The sequence below is a fragment of the Actinobacillus porcitonsillarum genome, assembly GCF_003101015.1.
Classification (GTDB): Bacteria; Pseudomonadota; Gammaproteobacteria; order Enterobacterales; family Pasteurellaceae; genus Haemophilus_A; species Haemophilus_A porcitonsillarum.
In genome coordinates, this window is sequence record NZ_CP029206.1 from 386,088 (window position 1) to 406,702 (window position 20,615).

Below are 20,615 nucleotides of genomic sequence, written 5' to 3' on the forward strand. Positions count from 1 at the left end.
AAATGTAAATTTTTAATATTACGTAAATTAAATATCAAATAAAGAAAAAGACCTATTTTTAATAGGTCTTTTTAATAGAATAGGTAAGGGCTAAAATAACTATTTTAAATGACGTGAAAATAAGCTAAGCCATGTTTCAGCCGTTTCATCATGTTCAAAATTACTTGAAACATTAATACGCTCAGATTCACAAACTTGCTGAGCACCTTTCGCTTTAAGCGTATTCTCAACGATGTTTACTGCATTACAGAAAGTGTCATAATCACGGCTACCTAACCCAACAACGCCGAATTGCATTTGGCTTAAATTTAAATCGCTTTGTTCAAGCTCATCAAACAGTGGCTTAATGTTATCAGGCAGCTCACCTGCGCCATGTGTTGAGGTCACTACCAATAAAATTTCTTGTGATTGAATGTCGTTTAATGTTGCGTGATTAAATAAGGCAACCTCAAAACCTTGGTTAGTTAAGCAGCTTTCAAGGTGATCAGCGACATATTCCGCACCACCTAAGGTACTTCCGGTAATAATACAAATTGATTTGGTCATAGAATTGAAATATGAATGGCGGAAGGGCATGGGAGTCGAACCCACCCGAGAACGCTGGCGTCCTCAACAGGATTTGAAGTCCTGCCACCTCACCGGAGATGACGCCCTTCCATTTGAAAATGTAGCTATATTCTACTTTATTTATTAAAATTGTCCAAAATTTCTAGCACTTTTTTAGGGTGTAATCTTTATGCAAATGCTTTTTCGTCAAATTCCTTCCCTCGATCGCTTACTAAAACAGCCACAAGCGGTCGAATTTATTGAAAAATTTGGATATTCTGCGGTGGTTAAAACACTTCGCCTTTTACTTGAACAGGCACGCGTTTCCATTCAACAAACCCAAACCCTGCCTTCTTTTTTCGCTGACGAAACAACCTTATTTACGCAACTCGAACATCAACTTACCCAATCACAAAAAGTTGAACTGCGCACGGTGTTTAATATGACCGGGACGGTTCTGCATACTAATTTAGGGCGAGGTTTATGGTCTGAAAAAGCCGTTGAATCCGCAACCAATGCGATGCGAAATAATGTCGCTTTAGAATTTGATATTGATGCCGGTAAACGTTCTCATCGTGATCTTTATATTTCCCAATTACTTCAGCAATTAACAGGCGCAGAAGCTGCTTGTATCGTCAATAATAATGCTGCAGCCGTGCTTTTAATGCTTGCGACTTTTGCGAAAGATAAAGAAGTGATTGTTTCTCGAGGCGAATTAGTGGAAATCGGCGGCGCCTTCCGTATTCCGGATATTATGGCACAAGCAGGCTGTAAATTGGTTGAAGTCGGCACAACGAACCGCACTCATTTAAAAGATTATCGCAACGTAATCAACGAAAATACCGCCTTTTTAATGAAAGTTCACACCAGTAATTATCAAATTCAAGGCTTTACTTCCAGCGTGAGCGAAGAAGAGTTGGTTGCACTTGGTCAAGAATTTCATTTGCCGGTAATCAGTGATTTAGGTAGCGGCTCTCTGACCGATATGAAGTTGCTCAATCTCCCCGCTGAGCCGATGGTGCAACAAAAGGTCGCAGCCGGCGTTGATTTAGTTTCGTTTTCTTGCGACAAACTTTTAGGCGGCCCACAAGCCGGTATTATTGTCGGAAAAAAAGCCTTTATTGATCAGCTTCAATCCCATCCGCTCAAACGTGTGCTACGCTGTGATAAAGTGATTTTATCGGCATTAGAAGCAACGCTTCGCCACTATTTGTTCCCTGAACATCTGTGCCAAGATTTGCCAACGCTGCATTTATTAACCCAATCTTTGGAGAATTTGCAAGAAAAGGCTGAATGCTTGAAAAATACATTAAGCAAGCGGTTAGATTCTCGTTATATTTTGCAAATTGAGGTAAGCCAAGCACAAATTGGCAGTGGTGCGTTACCAACGGAGCGATTACCTTCACTGGCATTAACCATCACAAGCGAAAAACAGAGCGATTTGCTGGCATTAGAAAAACAGTTTAAATCGCTCCCTTGTCCGATTATCGGGCGTTTTTCCGAACAAAAATTCTGGTTAGATTTGCGTTCTGTGGCGCAATTCGACCAACTCATTGAAATGCTTTCACTTAATCCTTAAGGAGACTTTATGAAAAAACTACTTACTACCTTATTTGCCCTTTCTGCTGTCAGTGTTGCTGTGGCTAAAGAGGTAAACATCAAATTTTTAGGGACTTCAGACGTACACGGGCGAATTGTTCCGTGGTCTTATGGTGCAGATGTGGAAGACAAATCCGGTTCCTATGCGCAAATAGCCACTTATGTGAATGAAGTACGTAAAAACGCTAAAAATGTGATTTTGGTTGATATTGGCGATGCCATTCAGGACAACCAAGTAGAAGTGTTTGCGAAAAGTGAAAAATACTACAAAGACAATCCTGTGCCGAAAGTATTAAATGCGATGGGTTACGATATTTTTATTTTAGGTAACCACGAGTTTAATTTTGGGATGACAGCGTTAAATGAAATCCTCAAAGATATTCAAGCAAAAACATTAACAGCGAATTTTTACCATAAAGAAAACGGTAAACGTTATGTTGAACCAACCATGATCGTAGAAAAAGAAGGGGTAAAATTAGGGATTATTGGGTTAACGACCCCAATGTCGGCAATCTTTGAAAAAGATACCGGACATTTAGATAAAATGACCTTCTCTTCACCAAGTGAAGAAGCGAAAAAACAAATTGCTGCCTTAAAAGCGCAAAATGTCGATGCTATCGTGGTGTTAGCCCATATGGGAATTGAAAACGAAAATAATATCGCTGACACAGGCGTGGCGGATTTAATTCAAAATGTAGATGGCATTGATGTCATTATCGCAGGACATATGCACAAAAATGTGTCATCTGAAACCATTAAAAATACGGTGATTACCGAACCGCATCGCTACGGAACGGTTGTTTCTGAAGTGGATATGATCTTTGATGTCGATCCACAAGGTAAAGTAAAACTGTTATCAAAAACAGCCAAAACCGTGCCGGTTAATAAGTTAGATGCCGATCCAAACATCGTTAAAATTTATCAACCTTATCACGATGAGCTACGCCGTTTAAATAACGTGAAAATTGGCGAAACCGCAAATGAGATGATCCCTCAAGGCAAAAATCACGGGGTCTCTATTGCCTTCTCTCAAGATACGGGTATGTCCTCTTTCATTACTGATGTTATGCAACATTATAGCCACGCAGATGTTACCGCTTTTGCTTTCGATTATGAAACCGTGCGTTTAGACAAAGGGGAGATTAAGAAAAAAGATGTTATCTATAACTACCGCTATGCCGGTGGCGATGTATCTGTTTATGAAGTAACTGGAAAGCAGCTTAAACAATATATGAATTGGGCGGCGGACTATTTCGATACCATTCAAGAAGGGGATAAAGAATATCGTTATAATGCCGAACGTAAAAAATCAAAATACGTGACTTTTGATATTTTCGGTGGGGTAAAATACAACATTGATTTACGCAAACCAAGCGGTGAAAAAATTGTTGATTTAACCTTTGCCGATGGTCGCTCTATTACCGATGACACCAAAATCAAACTCGGTATGAACTCTTATCGCTTTGGGCAACTTATCAAAAAAGGTGGCATTTGGGCAGGACAAACTATTCCAACCTTATGGGAATCTAAAGTCGCAATGGGTTCAGAAAGCGGCACAATCCAAAATATGATGGTAGATTACATTACTAATGTGAAGAAAGGTAAGATTGAAGGGTTATCACATAACCGTTGGAAGATTGTAGGTCTGTAATTTTCAATACAAGCGATAGGATTTGCATATCTTTTTGCAAATCCTATCGCTTATTCTTTTCCTTTGGATAGATATAACGTAAATCCTACTCCAAAACACAAAAGTCAAAAAACAGTCCCAACACAAAATATACAAAAGCAAAAACCCCGAGCCTATCTCTAAGCTCAGGGTTCCTCTTTATTCAATCCGGCGATGCCCTACTCTCACATGGGGAAGCCCCACACTACCATCGGCGTTACGGCATTTTACTTCTGAGTTCGGAATGGAGTCAGGTAGAACTACCGCACTATGGTCGCCAGAATATCCGGTCGATGATTGTTATCTCTTTTCTTTTGTTCTTTCTTTAATCTTAATTCGAAACAAGCTGTCTGAGTATCTTTATTCGTTTTTTGTTTAGTTCGTTTAAGCTTTTCGCTTATCAACTCTCTCACGTTCCTTCCAAAAACGCTTGAGGTTGTATAGTTAAGCCTCTCGGGCAATTAGTACACGTTAGCTCAATGTATCACTACACTTACACACCATGCCTATCTACGTCGTAGTCTCCAACAACCCTTACAGTCTTATAGACTGGGAGAACTCATCTCAAGGCAAGTTTCGTGCTTAGATGCTTTCAGCACTTATCTCTTCCGCATGTAGCTACCCGGCAATGCGTCTGGCGACACAACCGGAACACCAGGGATGCGTCCACTCCGGTCCTCTCGTACTAGGAGCAGCCCCTTTCAATTCTCCAACGCCCACGGCAGATAGGGACCGAACTGTCTCACGACGTTCTAAACCCAGCTCGCGTACCACTTTAAATGGCGAACAGCCATACCCTTGGGACCTACTTCAGCCCCAGGATGTGATGAGCCGACATCGAGGTGCCAAACACCGCCGTCGATATGAACTCTTGGGCGGTATCAGCCTGTTATCCCCGGAGTACCTTTTATCCGTTGAGCGATGGCCCTTCCATTCAGAACCACCGGATCACTATGACCTGCTTTCGCACCTGCTCGACTTGTCTGTCTCGCAGTTAAGCTTGCTTCTACCATTGCACTAACCTCACGATGTCCGACCGTGATTAGCAAACCTTCGTGCTCCTCCGTTACTCTTTGGGAGGAGACCGCCCCAGTCAAACTACCCACCAGACACTGTCCGAACACCCGATTAGGGCGCCTCGTTAGAACATCAAACGTTAAAGGGTGGTATTTCAAGGACGCCTCCACAATCACTGGCGTGACTGCTTCTAAGGCTCCCACCTATCCTACACATCAAAATTCAATGTTCAGTGTCAAGCTATAGTAAAGGTTCACGGGGTCTTTCCGTCTAGCCGCGGGTACACCGCATCTTCACGGCGATTTCAATTTCACTGAGTCTCGGGTGGAGACAGCCTGGCCATCATTATGCCATTCGTGCAGGTCGGAACTTACCCGACAAGGAATTTCGCTACCTTAGGACCGTTATAGTTACGGCCGCCGTTTACTGGGGCTTCGATCAGGAGCTTCTCTTTCGATAACACCATCAATTAACCTTCCAGCACCGGGCAGGCATCACACCCTATACGTCCACTTTCGTGTTTGCAGAGTGCTGTGTTTTTAATAAACAGTTGCAGCCAGCTGGTATCTTCGACCGGTTCAACCTTCATCCGCGAGGGATTACAATCTACGCCGGCGCACCTTCTCCCGAAGTTACGGTGCTATTTTGCCTAGTTCCTTCACCCGAGTTCTCTCAAGCGCCTGAGTATTCTCTACCTGACCACCTGTGTCGGTTTTCAGTACGGTTTAGATAAACCTGAAGCTTAGTGGCTTTTCCTGGAAGCGTGGTATCAGTTACTTCATCTCCGTAGAGACTCGTCATCACTTCTCGGTGTTAAGGAAGTCCGGATTTGCCTAAACTTCCCACCTACCGGCTTAAACAGACATCCAACAGTCTGCTAACCTAACCTTCTCCGTCCCCACATCGCAGTTTATCCAAGTACGGGAATATTAACCCGTTTCCCATCGACTACGCTTTTCAGCCTCGCCTTAGGGGCCGACTCACCCTGCCCCGATTAACGTTGGACAGGAACCCTTGGTCTTCCGGCGAACGAGTTTTTCACTCGTTTTATCGTTACTTATGTCAGCATTCGCACTTCTGATACGTCCAGCAAACCTCTCGATTCACCTTCATCCGCTTACAGAACGCTCCCCTACCCAACAGTCTTTCGACTGATGCCGCAGCTTCGGTGCTATATTTTAGCCCCGTTACATCTTCCGCGCAGGCCGACTCGACTAGTGAGCTATTACGCTTTCTTTAAATGGTGGCTGCTTCTAAGCCAACATCCTAGCTGTCTAAGCCTTCCCACTTCGTTTCCCACTTAATATAGACTTTGGGACCTTAGCTGGCGGTCTGGGTTGTTTCCCTCTCCACGATGGACGTTAGCACCCACCGTGTGTCTCCTGAGTATCACTCTTCGGTATTCGCAGTTTGCATCGGGTTGGTAATCCGGGATGGACCCCTAGCCGAAACAGTGCTCTACCCCCGAAGGTGTCCGCTCAAGGCTCTACCTAAATAGATTTCGGGAGAACCAGCTATCTCCGGTTTGATTGGCCTTTCACCCCAGCCACAAGTCATCCGCTAATTTTTCAACATTAGTCGGTTCGGTCCTCCAATTAGTGTTACCCAATCTTCAACCTGCCCATGGCTAGATCACCGGGTTTCGGGTCTATACCTTGCAACTCAACGCCCAGTTAAGACTCGGTTTCCCTTCGGCTCCCTTATTCAGTTAACCTCGCTACAAAATATAAGTCGCTGACCCATTATACAAAAGGTACGCAGTCACCCTTTTGGGCTCCCACTGCTTGTACGTACACGGTTTCAGGTTCTATTTCACTCCCCTCACTGGGGTTCTTTTCGCCTTTCCTTCACAGTACTGGTTCACTATCGGTCAATCAGGAGTATTTAGCCTTGGAGGATGGTCCCCCCATCTTCAAACAGGATTTCTCGTGTCCCGCCCTACTTGTCGTCAGCTTAGTACCACAATAATGTTTTCGAGTACGGGGCTATCACCCTTTATTGCTGAGCTTCCCAACTCATTCCTCTAACAAAACTGCTATTACTGACAGGCTCTTCCACTTTCGCTCGCCACTACTCACGGAATCTCGGTTGATTTCTTTTCCTCGGGGTACTTAGATGTTTCAGTTCTCCCGGTTTGCCTCACTTGCCTATGTATTCAACAAGTGATAGTAGATTCTTCATCTACTGGGTTTCCCCATTCGGACATCTTGGATTAAACGCCTCTTATCGACTCATCCAAGCTTATCGCAGATTAGCACGTCCTTCATCGCCTCTGATTGCCAAGGCATCCACCGTGTACGCTTAGTCACTTAACCATACAACCTCAAACATTTTTACTTTCTTTATCTTAAAGAAAGATAAGACATTCGAGACTGATATTAACTACTAAACACTTAACTGCTTTTGTTCAGTTAAGATTTTTTACTACTCAGACTTTTCTTATTTATCAGCAGAATCATTTGCTTATTCATCGCTGACTTGAAAAATCTCTCAGTTTTTCAGCTTGTTTCCAATTTTTTAAAGAACAATTTAGACAACAAAAGTCATCTTTAAATGGCGTCCCCACGGGGATTCGAACCCCGGTTACCGCCGTGAAAGGGCGATGTCCTAGGCCTCTAGACGATGGGGACAACATTTAAAGATGCTCTCAACGACGTCCATTTATTTAGGAGCAATATTCTAATGAATACCACTCTTTTTGTCAATCTTTATCAAACAATCTGTGTGAACACTTGCAGTCGCTTCATTTTGGTAAGGAGGTGATCCAACCGCAGGTTCCCCTACGGTTACCTTGTTACGACTTCACCCCAGTCATGAATCATACCGTGGTAAACGCCCCCGTTTCCGTTAAGCTATCTACTTCTGGTACAACCCACTCCCATGGTGTGACGGGCGGTGTGTACAAGGCCCGGGAACGTATTCACCGCAACATTCTGATTTGCGATTACTAGCGATTCCGACTTCATGGAGTCGAGTTGCAGACTCCAATCCGGACTTAGACGTACTTTGTGAGATTTGCTCCATGTCGCCATATTGCTTCCCTCTGTATACGCCATTGTAGCACGTGTGTAGCCCTACTCGTAAGGGCCATGATGACTTGACGTCATCCCCACCTTCCTCCAGTTTATCACTGGCAGTCTCCTTTGAGTTCCCGACCGAATCGCTGGCAACAAAGGATAAGGGTTGCGCTCGTTGCGGGACTTAACCCAACATTTCACAACACGAGCTGACGACAGCCATGCAGCACCTGTCTCAAAGTTCCCGAAGGCACAAACTCATCTCTGAGTTCTTCTTTGGATGTCAAGAGTAGGTAAGGTTCTTCGCGTTGCATCGAATTAAACCACATGCTCCACCGCTTGTGCGGGCCCCCGTCAATTCATTTGAGTTTTAACCTTGCGGCCGTACTCCCCAGGCGGTCGATTTATCACGTTAGCTACGGGCACCAAGCTCAAAGCCCAATCCCCAAATCGACAGCGTTTACAGCGTGGACTACCAGGGTATCTAATCCTGTTTGCTCACGCTTTCGCACATGAGCGTCAGTATATTCCCAAGGGGCTGCCTTCGCCTTCGGTATTCCTCCACATCTCTACGCATTTCACCGCTACACGTGGAATTCTACCCCTCCCTAAAATACTCTAGCGACCCAGTATGAAATGCAATTCCCAGGTTAAGCCCGGGGCTTTCACATCTCACTTAAGTCACCGCCTGCGTGCCCTTTACGCCCAGTCATTCCGATTAACGCTCGCACCCTCCGTATTACCGCGGCTGCTGGCACGGAGTTAGCCGGTGCTTCTTCTGTGACTAACGTCAATCAAGTAAGCTATTAACTTACCTGCCTTCCTCATCACCGAAAGAACTTTACAACCCGAAGGCCTTCTTCATTCACGCGGCATGGCTGCATCAGGGTTCCCCCCATTGTGCAATATTCCCCACTGCTGCCTCCCGTAGGAGTCTGGACCGTGTCTCAGTTCCAGTGTGGCTGGTCATCCTCTCAGACCAGCTAGAGATCGTCGGCTTGGTAGGCCTTTACCCCACCAACTACCTAATCCCACTTGGGCTCATCTTATGGCAGGTGGCCCGAAAGTCCCACCCTTTAATCCGAAGATATTACGCGGTATTAGCTACAGTTTCCCGTAGTTATCCCCCTCCATAAGCCAGATTCCCAAGCATTACTCACCCGTCCGCCACTCGTCAGCAAAGAAAGCAAGCTTTCTCCCTGTTACCGTTCGACTTGCATGTGTTAAGCCTGCCGCCAGCGTTCAATCTGAGCCATGATCAAACTCTTCAATTCAAAAAGTTTAATCGCTCAATAAACTGCTTAGCTAAAGTTTACATATTACTTTTAAGTAAAAATGAATTTCTAGTTTAAGCACCTATTAAGACTTCAAAATTAAATAATATTTTCAAATAAAGTCAATCAACAAGTGCCCACACAGATTGTCTGATAAGTTGTTAAAGAACAAAAAAGAACGACGCACTGCTAATCAATTTAACTTACTCACAACAGTGCGTCGTTGTGTGTGGTGCATTATAGAGAAAAATAAAAACCTTGCAAGTACTTTTTTCAAAAAAAGTGATTAAAACATTAAATTTTAAGCAACAAAATCAATAACGCATTGATTTTAAAGAAAATTATAAAAACTATATTTCAAGTACTTTTAAGCTTTTAAAGCCTAATTTGTGCATCATCACTTCTCGATTTTTGAAGTTTTCTGTCAATTCAGTGCAAAAAGCGGTATTTTCCCTTTCTTTCTCTTGCGAGTGATGATGATTTTCCAGCAATAAACTTTGAACACGCTTTGCAATCGCTTCGCCTGAATCAACAAAATAAGTTACCTGAGGCAATAACTGTTTTAGCTCTTCCTTCAATAATGGGAAATGTGTACAGCCTAAAATAACCGTATCTAATGTCGGATGATTAAGCCAAGGTTCAACACATTCTTTCAATGAAGGTAGATCTACCGTGCCTGTTAATAATTTTGTTTCGGCTAATTCAACAATTTGGGTATTGCCAATTTTTTCAACCTGACAATCTTTTGCATAGCGGTGAATGAGATCCAAAACATAAGGTCGTTTAATCGTGCCAACAGTTGCTAATAAACCGATTGTTTTTGTTTTAGAAATTGCCGCAGCAGGTTTAATTGCCGGTACAGTTCCCACAATTGGAAAATCAAAATGTTCTCTCAATGCCGGTAAGACCACCGTGCTTGCGGTATTACAAGCAACCACCACAAGATCAAGCGGTTGTTTTTCTGCAATTTTTTGTACAATTTTGACCGCTCGTTCAATAAGCGCTTGTTCTGATTTTTCTGAATAGGGGAAAAAGGCGTTATCGAAACAATAAAGATAATGGGCATTTGGCAGCACTTTGCGAACTTCATCATAAATCGTGAGCCCCCCCATTCCGGAATCATATAAAAGAATTGTCGGTTTCATAATATAAACATAAAGAAATACTATGTAAAATGCTACTCTCTTCTTTATATTCATTCAAGTATAAATAAAAAAGCGAGCCATTTAGCCCGCCTTTCTCTCTGTTTTTATTAAAGAATGTTCTCAAATTTCTCTAACATTTCTTTTGGCCATACGCTAGATTGTACTTCGCCAATATGTTTTTTACGAAGTAAGAACATCGCCATACGTGATTGACCGATACCGCCACCGATAGTTAAAGGTAACTTACCTGCTAACAGATCTTTATGCCAATCCATTTCTAAACGATCTTGATCGCCTGTGATCTCAACTTGTAAACGAAGTGCTTTTTCATCAACACGGATCCCCATCGAAGAAAGCTCGAATGCTGAACCTAATTGTTCGTTCCAAACTAAAATATCGCCGTTCAAACCTTTGTAGCCATTTTCAGATTCTGTTGTCCAGTCATCGTAGTCTGGCGCACGACCATCGTGTGGTTTACCATCTGATAATTTACCGCCAATCCCGATTAAGAATACAGCACCATACTCTTTACAAATCGCATTTTCACGCTCTTTGCCTGATAAATCCGGATAGCGTTTCACTAAGTCTTCACTATGTACAAAAGTGATTTGTTTTGGTAAAATAGAAGGAATATCAAAGCGCGCTTCTACCGCCAATTCCGTTAAGCGAATTGCTTTATAAATTTCATTTACCGTTTCTTTTAAGTAATCAAAATTACGGCGACCTGCCGGAATCACTTTTTCCCAGTCCCACTGATCCACATACACAGAGTGAGTTGGATCTAATGAGTCTTCATCTGGACGTAATGCCTTCATATGCACAAACAAACCTTCGCTTTCTTGGAAGCCAAAACGCGCTAATGTATGGCGTTTCCATTTTGCGAGAGAGTGAACAACCTCGTAAGTCGCATTTGGAATACATTTCACATGTACTTGTACCGCTTTTTCAATCCCCGACAAATTATCTTGCATACCGTTGCCGACTTCACTCAAGATAGGACCTTGAACTTCAATTACGCCTAATTTATCAATTAAATACTGTGTAAAGGTGTTTTTAACAAAGCTGATTTCGTTTTGTTGTAAAATAAATGACTTTTTCATTTTAATTCCTTAATTTCAATTTGCTTTCCCGTCAAATGCGGTATGTGTATAATTTAAAGGAACGCATAAATTTTTCAATCTTTTCGCTAATAAATTCTAATTTAATTATCTTAATGATAGATATTGTTTAAATAAATATAGTATATTTAAGATAATATCTAATAATTCGTAAAACCGGAGGAAATTTTGACCGCTTCCCACTCTCGTCAAACTATCGATAAACTCGATCAAATGATTTTAAGAGCCCTCATTCAAGATGCGAAAACCCCCTATGCAGAAATGGGTAAACTTTTTGGTGTAAGTGCCGCAACTATTCACGTTCGTGTCGAGAAAATGCGTCAATCCGGCATTATTGAAGGCACCAAAATTAAAGTGGATGAGCGTAAACTTGGCTATGATGTTTGCTGCTTTATCGGCATTATTTTGAAGTCTGCCAAAGATTACGAAAAAGTGATTGCAAAATTGGGAGAATTCCCTGAGGTTGTTGAAGCCTATTACACAACGGGTAACTATTCGATTTTTACTAAAGTGATGACACATACGATTGAAGAGCTACACCAAGTACTGGCAGGTAAAATTCAAAGCATAGATGAAATTCAATCTACCGAAACACTCATTTCAATGCAAAATCCGATCTTGCGGGATATTACTCCCTAACAAAAAAGAGAAGTCTTTGCTTCTGCCAAATCTCCCCTAACCCCTCTTTGCTAAAGAGGGGAATAAATCGAGCAAATATTAGACAATAAAAGCAAAATTTAACAAGAAAGCTCCCCCCTCTTTTGTAAAGAGAGGCTGGGGGGAGGATTTAAAATCATCAGCCCTAAGACAATATTATTTAGGGCTTGTCATCAGTCTGATGAGAAGCTCTCACTTCTCTTTTTTAAAACACGTCTAAAACCAATTTGGTCAGAGCGCTTGCTAACATTAATTCCACATTAACCGCATTTACTTCTCGTAAGTCTTGCTGTGTTTCCTGCAAAATTTGATAGCCTTTTAGCAACTGGACGGAAGAAAGTTGTTGGCTAAACTGCACAATGCCTTGATATAAATCCGCATTCATCCACCCCATAGAAATCTGCATTTTGGCTTTTAGTGCATCACTAAAGAAACTTTCCAACCACTCTAATTGTTCGTAAACCTGAACCGGCTCTTTCTCAAAAGCAGAAAGTAACAGGAAAACATCTCGGCTTTTAAAGAAACGCCAAAAGGTTTGCAAGAAGGCTTTACGAACCGGTAAGCGGTCATTTTCTAAAAACGTTTTGCAAATCAGCGGACGTTGATGACACAACCTTAACGCAATCATCGCCTCTTCTTCGGAAGCCTGCGGACAATGAGCTTGTAGCCAAGGCAATGCCACCGAAATTTCAGGGGCGTGTACCGTCCAAATTTGACAACGACTTTGAATTGTTGCCATCATTTTGGCTTGCAATGCTGTTTCTAGCAGAAAATAAACGCCTTCTCGTGGCTCTTCAAGCGTTTTCAGTAAAGCGTTCGCTGCAGCTTCGGTTAAACGTTCTGCACCACGAAGATAAACCACCACATTACCTGATTGTTGTGCAAAGGTTTGAAGCTTCAAAGTCATCTCACGAATTTGATCAACACCGATATCCTTATTCTCTATCGGGGCAAGAAGATGAAGATCGGGATGATTGCCACTCTGTAACAACAAACAACTTTTACATTGGAAACAAGGCTCCTCAACGTTTTTCTGCTGGCAAAGAAGCCATTGCGCTAAATGTTGAATTAATATCTCGGTGCCTAAACCAATATCCGTTTTAAACAATAAAGCGTGATGCCCCCGACCTTGTAAAAAGGTCGAGGTAATTTGTTGATAAGTTTGTTGAAGCCAAGGATAAAGGTTCATCATACTATTTTGCAAACTTTAAGAAATTTTCAACCGCTTGTTGAATATCAGCTGCGACTTTTTCAATCGGCTGTTCGGCATTGATAATCACCGCTTTATCATTATTTTGCGTAAGTTCTAAATAACGCTGGCGTGTACGGTAGAAAAAATCCAAACTTTGTTGCTCAATACGATCCAATTCGCCACGTCCACGAGCACGCTCTAAACCAATGGCAGGGTCAATATCTAAGTAAATGGTTAAATCGGGTTCAAAATCGCCTAAAATCGTCTGTTTTAATGTTTCAAGTAATTGACGATCTAATTGACGTCCACCGCCTTGATAAGCCTGTGAAGACATATCGTGGCGATCACCTAATACCCATTTCCCTTCTGCCAGAGCTGGTTTTATCACATTCTCAACCAGTTGAACACGTGCTGCATAAAGCATCAATAATTCAGCCTTATCATTCACGGGCTCTTCCAAATCGTGTTTAATCAAGTGACGAAGTTTCTCCGCCAAGGGTGTACCACCCGGCTCACGAGTTTGAACAATGTGATGAATACCAGCGGCTTCTAGTTGCGCTAAAATTGCCTGATGAGCGGTTGTCTTGCCTGCACCTTCTAATCCCTCAAGCACAATAAATTTACCACGCATTATTTCTTTTCCTCTTGCTTCGCTTGCTTACGCTCACGTTCAATTTTAATCCAATTTTTGACCGCTTGATTATGTTCATTCAGCGTTTGGCTAAATTTGTGTCCGCCACTACCATCTGCAACAAAATAAAAATAAGCCGTACTATCTGGTTGAGAAACTGCCTTAATCGCAGCTTCGCTTGGCATTGCAATCGGTGTCGGTGGCAAGCCATCAATCACATAAGTGTTATAAGGCGTAGGTTCAAGTAGATCTTTCTTACGGATATTGCCATCATATTTATCGCCCATACCATAAATGACGGTTGGGTCGGTCTGCAATTTCCAGCCATTTTTCAAGCGATTGATAAACACCGATGCCACTTGCGGACGTTCATTCGCCACGCCCGTTTCTTTTTCGACAATTGAAGCCAAAATTAGCATTTCATAAGGGCTTTTAAGCGGTAGATTTTCCGCTCTATTTTGCCAAGCTTGTTCTAAAGTTTTTTGTTGCTTTTGATAAGCACGCTTTAGTAGCTCTAAATCTGTGGAATACGGCACATAATTATACGTTTCCGGTGCAATCCAGCCTTCTAATTTATCTGAATTGATCCCCAATAATTGAGCAATTTCAGCCTCGCTTTTCCCTTTCAAGGTATGTTCTAAATAACTCGCTTTTTCAAGTTGCTCACGAAATGTTTTAAAGGTTTTCCCTTCAATCAATTTCACATTAAGCTGCACTTCTTTACCGGAATTCAAGTGCTTCAATAAATCTTGCACGGAGTGTAAACCATTTAATGAATAAACCCCTGCTTTAAATTGGGAAAATTCAGGTTTAATGCGAATAAGATAAGGTAAAAGCTCAACATCACTATGCGTAATAATGCCTTGTTCTTCTAATTGTTTAGCAAGTTTTTGAGCGGATGTTCCTTTTTCAAGGATAAAAAACTGGTCTTCTCGTGTTGTTAGTGGGTGTTCAGCCAATGAAATCATTTTTTGATAGCCATAAAAAGCACCACCTGCGGCAACAACACCAACCAAACCGAGTGAAATTAAAAATTTTTTTAACATAAAATCAAAGAGTAAAAGAAATAGGGATAAATTTTACTATAAAAACCGATGAAAAAGAAAAATAAACAAGCGGTTAATTTTTTATTTTTAATTGCTAGATAAGAAGAATAAATGGTGGGTCGTGAAGGATTCGAACCTTCGACCAACGGATTAAAAGTCCGCTGCTCTACCGACTGAGCTAACGACCCATTTGGGAGTTGAATTCTAAAGTGGTGGGTCGTGAAGGATTCGAACCTTCGACCAACGGATTAAAAGTCCGCTGCTCTACCGACTGAGCTAACGACCCTTTAGAAAGGTACGCTGATTAAGTGGTGGGTCGTGAAGGATTCGAACCTTCGACCAACGGATTAAAAGTCCGCTGCTCTACCGACTGAGCTAACGACCCTTAATGTTGCGTAACGAGGGCATATAATACTTGTTTTTTAAATAAGATCAAGCACTTTTTCTGAGATTATTTTCGTTTGTATGCTTTGTAGTCTATTTGGTTAGAATACAACTAAAAAATACAAAAAGAAAACTAAACAAAAGCCTTGGGTTTCCCCAAGGCTTTCTTTTTGCATTAACGCATAAGCGAAAATTATTCGCCAAGACGCTCTTTGATACGTGCAGATTTACCTGAACGCTCACGTAAGTAGTAAAGTTTAGCTTTACGTACCGCACCTTTACGTTTAACAGCAATGCTGTCAATCGCTGGTGAGTGAGTTTGGAATACACGCTCAACGCCTACGCCGTTTGAAATTTTGCGTAAGGTAAATGCAGAATGCAAGCCACGGTTACGAATTGCAATAACCACGCCTTCGAACGCTTGCAAACGTTTTTTACTACCTTCTACTACCCATACCTTAACTTCTAATGTGTCACCTGGACGGAAGCTAGGTACGTTTTGTTTTAACTGTTCTGTTTCAAGTTGTTTGATGATGTTACTCATTTTAAAAACCTTCTAAATCCTAGAATTAACTGATTTTGTGTTGTTTCTTAATTTTATTCAACAACACGCGTTGTTCGTCAGTCAGAGCTAGGCTATCCAATAGCTCAGGGCGTCTTAACCACGTGCGTTCCAGCGACTGTTCTAATCGCCATTTGCGAATTTGCTCGTGATGACCAGACATCAGCACTTGTGGTACAGGTAAGTCATCTAATACTTCAGGGCGAGTATAATGTGGGCAATCTAATAAACCTTCTGCGAAAGAATCTTCCAACGCTGAAGCCTGTTTGCCTAATACTCCGGGAATAAACCGTGCAACAGCGTCAATTAACGTCATTGCCGGGAGTTCCCCCCCTGTGAGAACGTAATCACCGATTGACCATTCTTCATCAATTTCAGTTTGAATCAATCGCTCGTCAATGCCTTCATAACGCCCACAAACCAAAATCAATTTTTGATTTGTTGCCAGCGTTTGTACGCCTGCTTGATCGAGTTTACGTCCTTGCGGTGAGAGATAAATCACTTTAGCTTCTACACCGTCTTCCTTACAAGCGGTCGCTTTTGCTTCATGAATTGCATCACGAAGCGGCTGCACCATCATCAACATACCCGGCCCACCACCATAAGGGCGGTCGTCCACCGTTTTATGTTTATCATGCGTGAAATCTCGGGGATTCCAACATTGCACTTGCAAGAGATTTTGTTTTACTGCTCTACCTGTTACCCCAAAATCAGTAATTGCTTTAAACATTTCGGGAAAAAGGGAAATAATACCAATCCACATATTGTTACCTACGAAATGCGACTGCTAAAGCTCACTGCATACCTGAGGTTAGAAACCAGCGTCCCAATCCACCGTAATGGTTTTGGTGGTGAGATCTACTCTTTTAACTACTTGTTCATATAAGAACGGAATTAATCGTTCTTGTTTGCCAAAAGCATCTTTGCTATTTGCTTTTATCACTAACACATCATTTGAACCTGTTTCCATCATTTCGGTTACTGTTCCCATTGTATAGCCTTCAAGGTTTACCACTTGGCAACCGATCAAATCGTGCCAATAATAATCCCCTTCTTCCAATGCCGGAAACACGGCTAAATCCACACCGATTTCGGCGTTGGTTAATAGCTGTGCGCTCTCACGGTCTTCAGTCCCTTTTAACTTCACAATCAAATCATTGCTGTGATAACGCCAGTTTTCTAATTCAATCGGCTGCCATTGCCCTTTAATTTTTAAGAACCACGGCTGATAGTCAAAAATACTTTCTGCTTCTTCGGTGGATGAATAGAGGCGTAACCAGCCACGGATACCATAGGTTGAACCTAATTTTCCGACAACTTCAATTTTTTGTTCGCTCATACTACTCACCTACTTTTGCAAAATTTTAAATAAATTAAGCCGCTTTACGTGCTTCTTTTACTAAAGTTGCAACACGGTCTGAAAGTGAAGCACCTTTAGCAACCCACGCATCAACTTTAGCCACGTCTAAACGTAAACGTTCAGCTTGACCTGCTGCTAATGGATTGAAGAAACCGATACGCTCGATGAAACGACCGTCACGAGGTGAACGGCTGTCCGCTACCACGATTTGATAGAATGGGCGTTTTTTAGCTCCGCCACGAGTTAAACGAATGGTTACCATAACCTTCCTCTAATTTGTTGATAGTAAAAAATAAAACCCTCGTTCGAGGTGAGGGTACTGCAAACTTATTCTATCTAAAGAGAGAATAAGCGGTGGAATTATACTGATTTTTCATAAAAAAGCAAGATAATAGGATATTACATAAGCAAAAACACCGCCTAACAAGCGGTGTTTTTTTAAGCAAGAAATGCTATTTCTAAGATAAAATCTCTGAAAGCTCAACACGGCGTTTTTCTTTTGCTGATAACGTACAAGCATCTGCCGTTGCAATGGCTGCTCTTGCTGCCTCACCCGTGAGTAATTTGATAAACTCTTCACAAGGTTCCATGCCATGTAAGATATCATTCAAGTATTTTAGTTCTTTCTTCATAATTGAACTGAGCCACATTGGTGTGCGATCCCCTGGTTTACCGTATTGAATTGCACCATTTGTTTCCTTTTCCGTATAAATACGTGTTCTGTCATCGTCTTCTTCTTGGCTTTCATGTATCAAAAAGAAACTCTCTTTTCCATCGACACGTAATGTCCCTTTACAGTGATATAAATCAAGCTTAATTGCACCTTTACTACCTTGAATCAGCACATAATGCTCTCCCCAACGAAATGCCGATCCCCATTCTAAAACTGCAAAACGATTATCATCAAATTCAAGGTTAGCAAACAGCATATCATCTTCATCACCAAATTCTGGTGTATTATGCGCAACATTTGCCGCATTCATATAAACAGATTTTGGCATTCCGCCCATTAAGAACTGCACACAATCGAGTTCGTGGATATGATGATATAAATGCCCTCCTGATTTAGATCGCATCTTTTTCCACGAAACCGTTGATTTGACCTCTTCCCAACCGGTACGAACAGCATGACAATATAATACTTTTCCAATAACACCTTGATTGATCAAGGCCTTTGCATGATGTACACCGTTAAAGAAATTCATCACATGACCTGCCATAAAGATAACATCGTTTTCTTCGCAGGCTTTTACCATTTCATCACAATCTTGGTAACTAAGCGCAATTGGTTTTTCACAAAAAACATGCTTCTTATGTTTTGCAGCTAGCAGCACCGGCTCTTTATGCAAATAATTAGGCGTAGCCACAATAATGCAATCAACATCCTCTCGAGCGACTAACGCTTCCATGCTCTGTGCATCAACACACTGAAGCTCCTCAGCGATAGCTTGCCCATTTACGGGATCATAAACAGCCGTTACTGTCGCATTATCTAATTCATTAAGAATACGAGCTAAATCCGCACCAAAATAGCCGACACCAATAACACCATATTTCATCATTTGTTGTCTCCTTTAGTTTCTGATTTTATATTCAGATATTGTTATATTTTATAGTTAGCAAGATCAATTTCTTCATCGGCAAAATGAGTTAATCCTTGCTGGTGAGAAATAAAGATCACTGAAGATTGAGGCAAATACTGCTTAATGAGGTGGAACATTTGCCAAGCAGATTCTTCATCTAAACTACTTGTCGCTTCATCTAAATAAATGACTTCAGGCTTATTCAATAAGATGCGTGCAAATGCTATACGTTGTTGCTCTCCACCTGATAAGGTATGATACCAAGTATGTTTTTCATTTAATCGATTTTGCCATTGCGATAGCCCCACTAATTCTAGCACCAAATTCATTTCAGTGTCTGAATAACGGTTTACCGCTGGATAGCTTAACACCTCTGCCAAATTACCCTCATTTAAATAACTCCGCTGTGGTACTAATAAGGTGGATTTCTGTGGCACTTTATATATGCCATCATAATAATCCCAAATACCACTCAGTACCCGTAATAATGTTGATTTACCTAAACCACTTTTGCCTTTTAATCTAATCCATTTATTATGATCGATTGCAAGGGATAAATTACTAAACAAGCGGTTATTTTCAGGGGTATAAATTGCTAAATTTTCCGTATGCAGGGCTTTGTCGGTACGTTCTACTTCTGATTTAATGATCTCATCGAGTGCCGCCATTTCTTGTTTTAATTGGCTTAAACGTTTGATTGCCGCCGTCCATTTTGGTAAGCGAGAATAGGCAAAGATAAACCAGCTAAATGAGTTAAACACCACACTGAAAGCCGTTCTGATCTGCATAATGCCACCGAACGTAATCACTTTTGCTGCCAACAGTGGAATAGAGAATAAGACGGGCATCAATAAAGCAAAGCGGTCATAACCAACGGTAAAGAAGCTTAAATGTTTTTCTTTATCCATCAGTAAACGCCAGTTTTTCACAATTTCCTTAAACTCATCAAAAAGTGAAGCTTTCTCGACTTGCTCGCCTTTATACAGTGCGATCTGCTCGGCGTTTTCTTGCTTGCGAATTAAACTGGTACGGAAGTTTGCTTCAAATACTTGTTGTTGGTAGTTAAGTTGGTGGAGTTTGTTTCCGATTAAATGCGTGATGATCGTACCGAGTGTCGCATAAATTGCCGCCACCCAAACAAGATAACCATCAATCACAAAGGTTTTACCAAAGAGCGTAAATTCAGGGGACTTGGCTAAATTCCATAGCACCATAAAGAACGCCCAAAGCTGAATAACATTGAAGATAAAGGATACGCTTAATTCAATGGTATATTCAATAAAGATACTAATATCTTCAGCAATACGTTGATCGGGGTTATCCATTTTTTTGCGATGAGCAAGGCGATAATAGATTTGTTTAGAAAACCATTCATCGAGGAATTGTTTTGTCATAAATTCGCGCCAACGGATAATCAATAATTTACGAAACCACGTTCGGTAAACGTTGATCACAATAAAAATGGCAATATAGATAAAATACTCACTTAATAAGGAGTAAGATTTTTCAATCTCAAAATTTGAGAGTGCATCATAAAAGCCTTTTGACCAATCTGAAATTCTGACATTAAGATAAGTAATCACCGAGCCAATGCCCACCACGACAATAGCAAGCACCCACGCCAGCCAGTTTGATTTCTTTCCCCAAAAAGGCTTGGAAAGCATATAGAAATTTTTGATAAATTGTTTCATTGAGAGTCCTGTAAAAATATACCGAGTCCATTTAGTAGGGACTCACTGCGTGTGTCCATCATAATTTAAATTGGCTTGATATATAAAATATAAGACAAGCGGACACACGCAGTGTGTCCCTACG

Annotated in this window: 15 protein-coding genes, 5 tRNA genes and 3 rRNA genes; 3 read left to right on the top strand and 20 right to left on the bottom strand. The window is 41.5% G+C overall.

Features of this window, described 5'->3' with window-relative positions; all coding sequences use genetic code 11:
• Positions 1-99 precede the first annotated feature (99 nt).
• Both mioC and DDU33_RS01950 read right to left on the bottom strand, forming a co-directional pair.
• Positions 100-546 carry an FMN-binding protein MioC gene (gene mioC, locus DDU33_RS01945; RefSeq protein ID WP_108925222.1) on the bottom strand — a complete coding sequence of 149 codons (447 nt, stop codon included), beginning with the start codon at positions 544-546 and terminating at the stop codon, positions 100-102.
• Positions 547-562: 16 nt separating this feature from the next.
• Positions 563-657: transfer RNA gene (locus DDU33_RS01950), tRNA-Sec, on the bottom strand.
• A 79-nt stretch (positions 658-736) separates the two neighbouring features.
• Here DDU33_RS01950 and selA point away from each other — a divergent pair.
• Positions 737-2,125, top strand: coding sequence for an L-seryl-tRNA(Sec) selenium transferase (gene selA / locus DDU33_RS01955; protein WP_108922818.1), 1,389 nt, complete (start codon positions 737-739; stop codon positions 2,123-2,125).
• A 9-nt stretch (positions 2,126-2,134) separates the two neighbouring features.
• Positions 2,135-3,796 carry a bifunctional metallophosphatase/5'-nucleotidase gene (locus DDU33_RS01960; RefSeq protein ID WP_108922820.1) on the top strand — a complete coding sequence of 554 codons (1,662 nt, stop codon included), beginning with the start codon at positions 2,135-2,137 and terminating at the stop codon, positions 3,794-3,796.
• A 184-nt stretch (positions 3,797-3,980) separates the two neighbouring features.
• Here DDU33_RS01960 and rrf read toward each other — a convergent pair.
• From rrf to asnA, 6 genes are all read right to left on the bottom strand, one after another.
• Positions 3,981-4,096 (bottom strand): 5S ribosomal RNA (rrf, locus tag DDU33_RS01965).
• A 158-nt stretch (positions 4,097-4,254) separates the two neighbouring features.
• A 23S ribosomal RNA gene (locus DDU33_RS01970) occupies positions 4,255-7,146 on the bottom strand.
• Positions 7,147-7,385: 239 nt separating this feature from the next.
• A tRNA-Glu gene (locus DDU33_RS01975) sits at positions 7,386-7,461 on the bottom strand.
• Positions 7,462-7,583: 122 nt separating this feature from the next.
• Positions 7,584-9,122: ribosomal RNA gene (locus DDU33_RS01980) — 16S ribosomal RNA — on the bottom strand.
• The 16S, 23S and 5S rRNA genes sit together here with 1 tRNA gene alongside, the layout of an rRNA operon.
• A gap of 350 nt (positions 9,123-9,472) precedes the next feature.
• Positions 9,473-10,267 carry a glutamate racemase gene (murI, locus tag DDU33_RS01985; protein WP_108922822.1) on the bottom strand — a complete coding sequence of 265 codons (795 nt, stop codon included), beginning with the start codon at positions 10,265-10,267 and terminating at the stop codon, positions 9,473-9,475.
• A 107-nt stretch (positions 10,268-10,374) separates the two neighbouring features.
• Positions 10,375-11,367 carry an aspartate--ammonia ligase gene (gene asnA / locus DDU33_RS01990; RefSeq protein WP_108922824.1) on the bottom strand — a complete coding sequence of 331 codons (993 nt, stop codon included), beginning with the start codon at positions 11,365-11,367 and terminating at the stop codon, positions 10,375-10,377.
• Positions 11,368-11,550: 183 nt separating this feature from the next.
• Here asnA and asnC point away from each other — a divergent pair, with 183 nt between their 5' ends.
• Entirely contained in the window at positions 11,551-12,024 is a 474-nt protein-coding gene (asnC, locus tag DDU33_RS01995; RefSeq protein WP_208620301.1) for a transcriptional regulator AsnC, read from the top strand.
• A 223-nt stretch (positions 12,025-12,247) separates the two neighbouring features.
• Here the strand turns inward: asnC and DDU33_RS02000 are convergent, their stop codons facing one another.
• From DDU33_RS02000 to DDU33_RS02055, 12 genes are all read right to left on the bottom strand, one after another.
• Positions 12,248-13,234, bottom strand: a complete 987-nt coding sequence (locus DDU33_RS02000) for a DNA polymerase III subunit delta' (protein WP_108922829.1) — start codon at positions 13,232-13,234, stop codon at positions 12,248-12,250.
• A 1-nt stretch (position 13,235) separates the two neighbouring features.
• A complete protein-coding gene (tmk, locus tag DDU33_RS02005; RefSeq protein WP_005820978.1) occupies positions 13,236-13,865 on the bottom strand; it encodes a dTMP kinase in 630 nt (209 codons plus the stop codon).
• Positions 13,865-14,911, bottom strand: coding sequence for an endolytic transglycosylase MltG (gene mltG / locus DDU33_RS02010; RefSeq protein ID WP_108922830.1), 1,047 nt, complete (start codon positions 14,909-14,911; stop codon positions 13,865-13,867). Before mltG ends, tmk begins: the two co-directional genes overlap by 1 nt.
• A 112-nt stretch (positions 14,912-15,023) precedes the next feature.
• Positions 15,024-15,099: transfer RNA gene (locus tag DDU33_RS02015), tRNA-Lys, on the bottom strand.
• Positions 15,100-15,121: 22 nt separating this feature from the next.
• Positions 15,122-15,197 (bottom strand) — tRNA-Lys (locus DDU33_RS02020).
• 23 nt (positions 15,198-15,220) lie between these two features.
• Positions 15,221-15,296 (bottom strand) — tRNA-Lys (locus DDU33_RS02025).
• 192 nt (positions 15,297-15,488) lie between these two features.
• Positions 15,489-15,839, bottom strand: a complete 351-nt coding sequence (rplS, locus tag DDU33_RS02030; protein WP_005818726.1) for a 50S ribosomal protein L19 — start codon at positions 15,837-15,839, stop codon at positions 15,489-15,491.
• Positions 15,840-15,864: 25 nt separating this feature from the next.
• Positions 15,865-16,620, bottom strand: coding sequence for a tRNA (guanosine(37)-N1)-methyltransferase TrmD (gene trmD / locus DDU33_RS02035; protein WP_108922832.1), 756 nt, complete (start codon positions 16,618-16,620; stop codon positions 15,865-15,867).
• 48 nt (positions 16,621-16,668) lie between these two features.
• Positions 16,669-17,196, bottom strand: coding sequence for a ribosome maturation factor RimM (rimM, locus tag DDU33_RS02040; RefSeq protein WP_108922834.1), 528 nt, complete (start codon positions 17,194-17,196; stop codon positions 16,669-16,671).
• A 34-nt stretch (positions 17,197-17,230) separates the two neighbouring features.
• The gene (rpsP, locus tag DDU33_RS02045) at positions 17,231-17,479 is read right to left on the bottom strand and encodes a 30S ribosomal protein S16 (protein ID WP_005706116.1); all 249 of its coding nucleotides are present in this window, start codon (positions 17,477-17,479) and stop codon (positions 17,231-17,233) included.
• 196 nt (positions 17,480-17,675) lie between these two features.
• A complete protein-coding gene (locus tag DDU33_RS02050) occupies positions 17,676-18,779 on the bottom strand; it encodes a Gfo/Idh/MocA family protein (RefSeq protein ID WP_108922836.1) in 1,104 nt (367 codons plus the stop codon).
• 41 nt (positions 18,780-18,820) lie between these two features.
• Positions 18,821-20,491, bottom strand: coding sequence for an ABC transporter ATP-binding protein/permease (locus tag DDU33_RS02055; protein WP_108922838.1), 1,671 nt, complete (start codon positions 20,489-20,491; stop codon positions 18,821-18,823).
• Positions 20,492-20,615 lie beyond the last annotated feature (124 nt).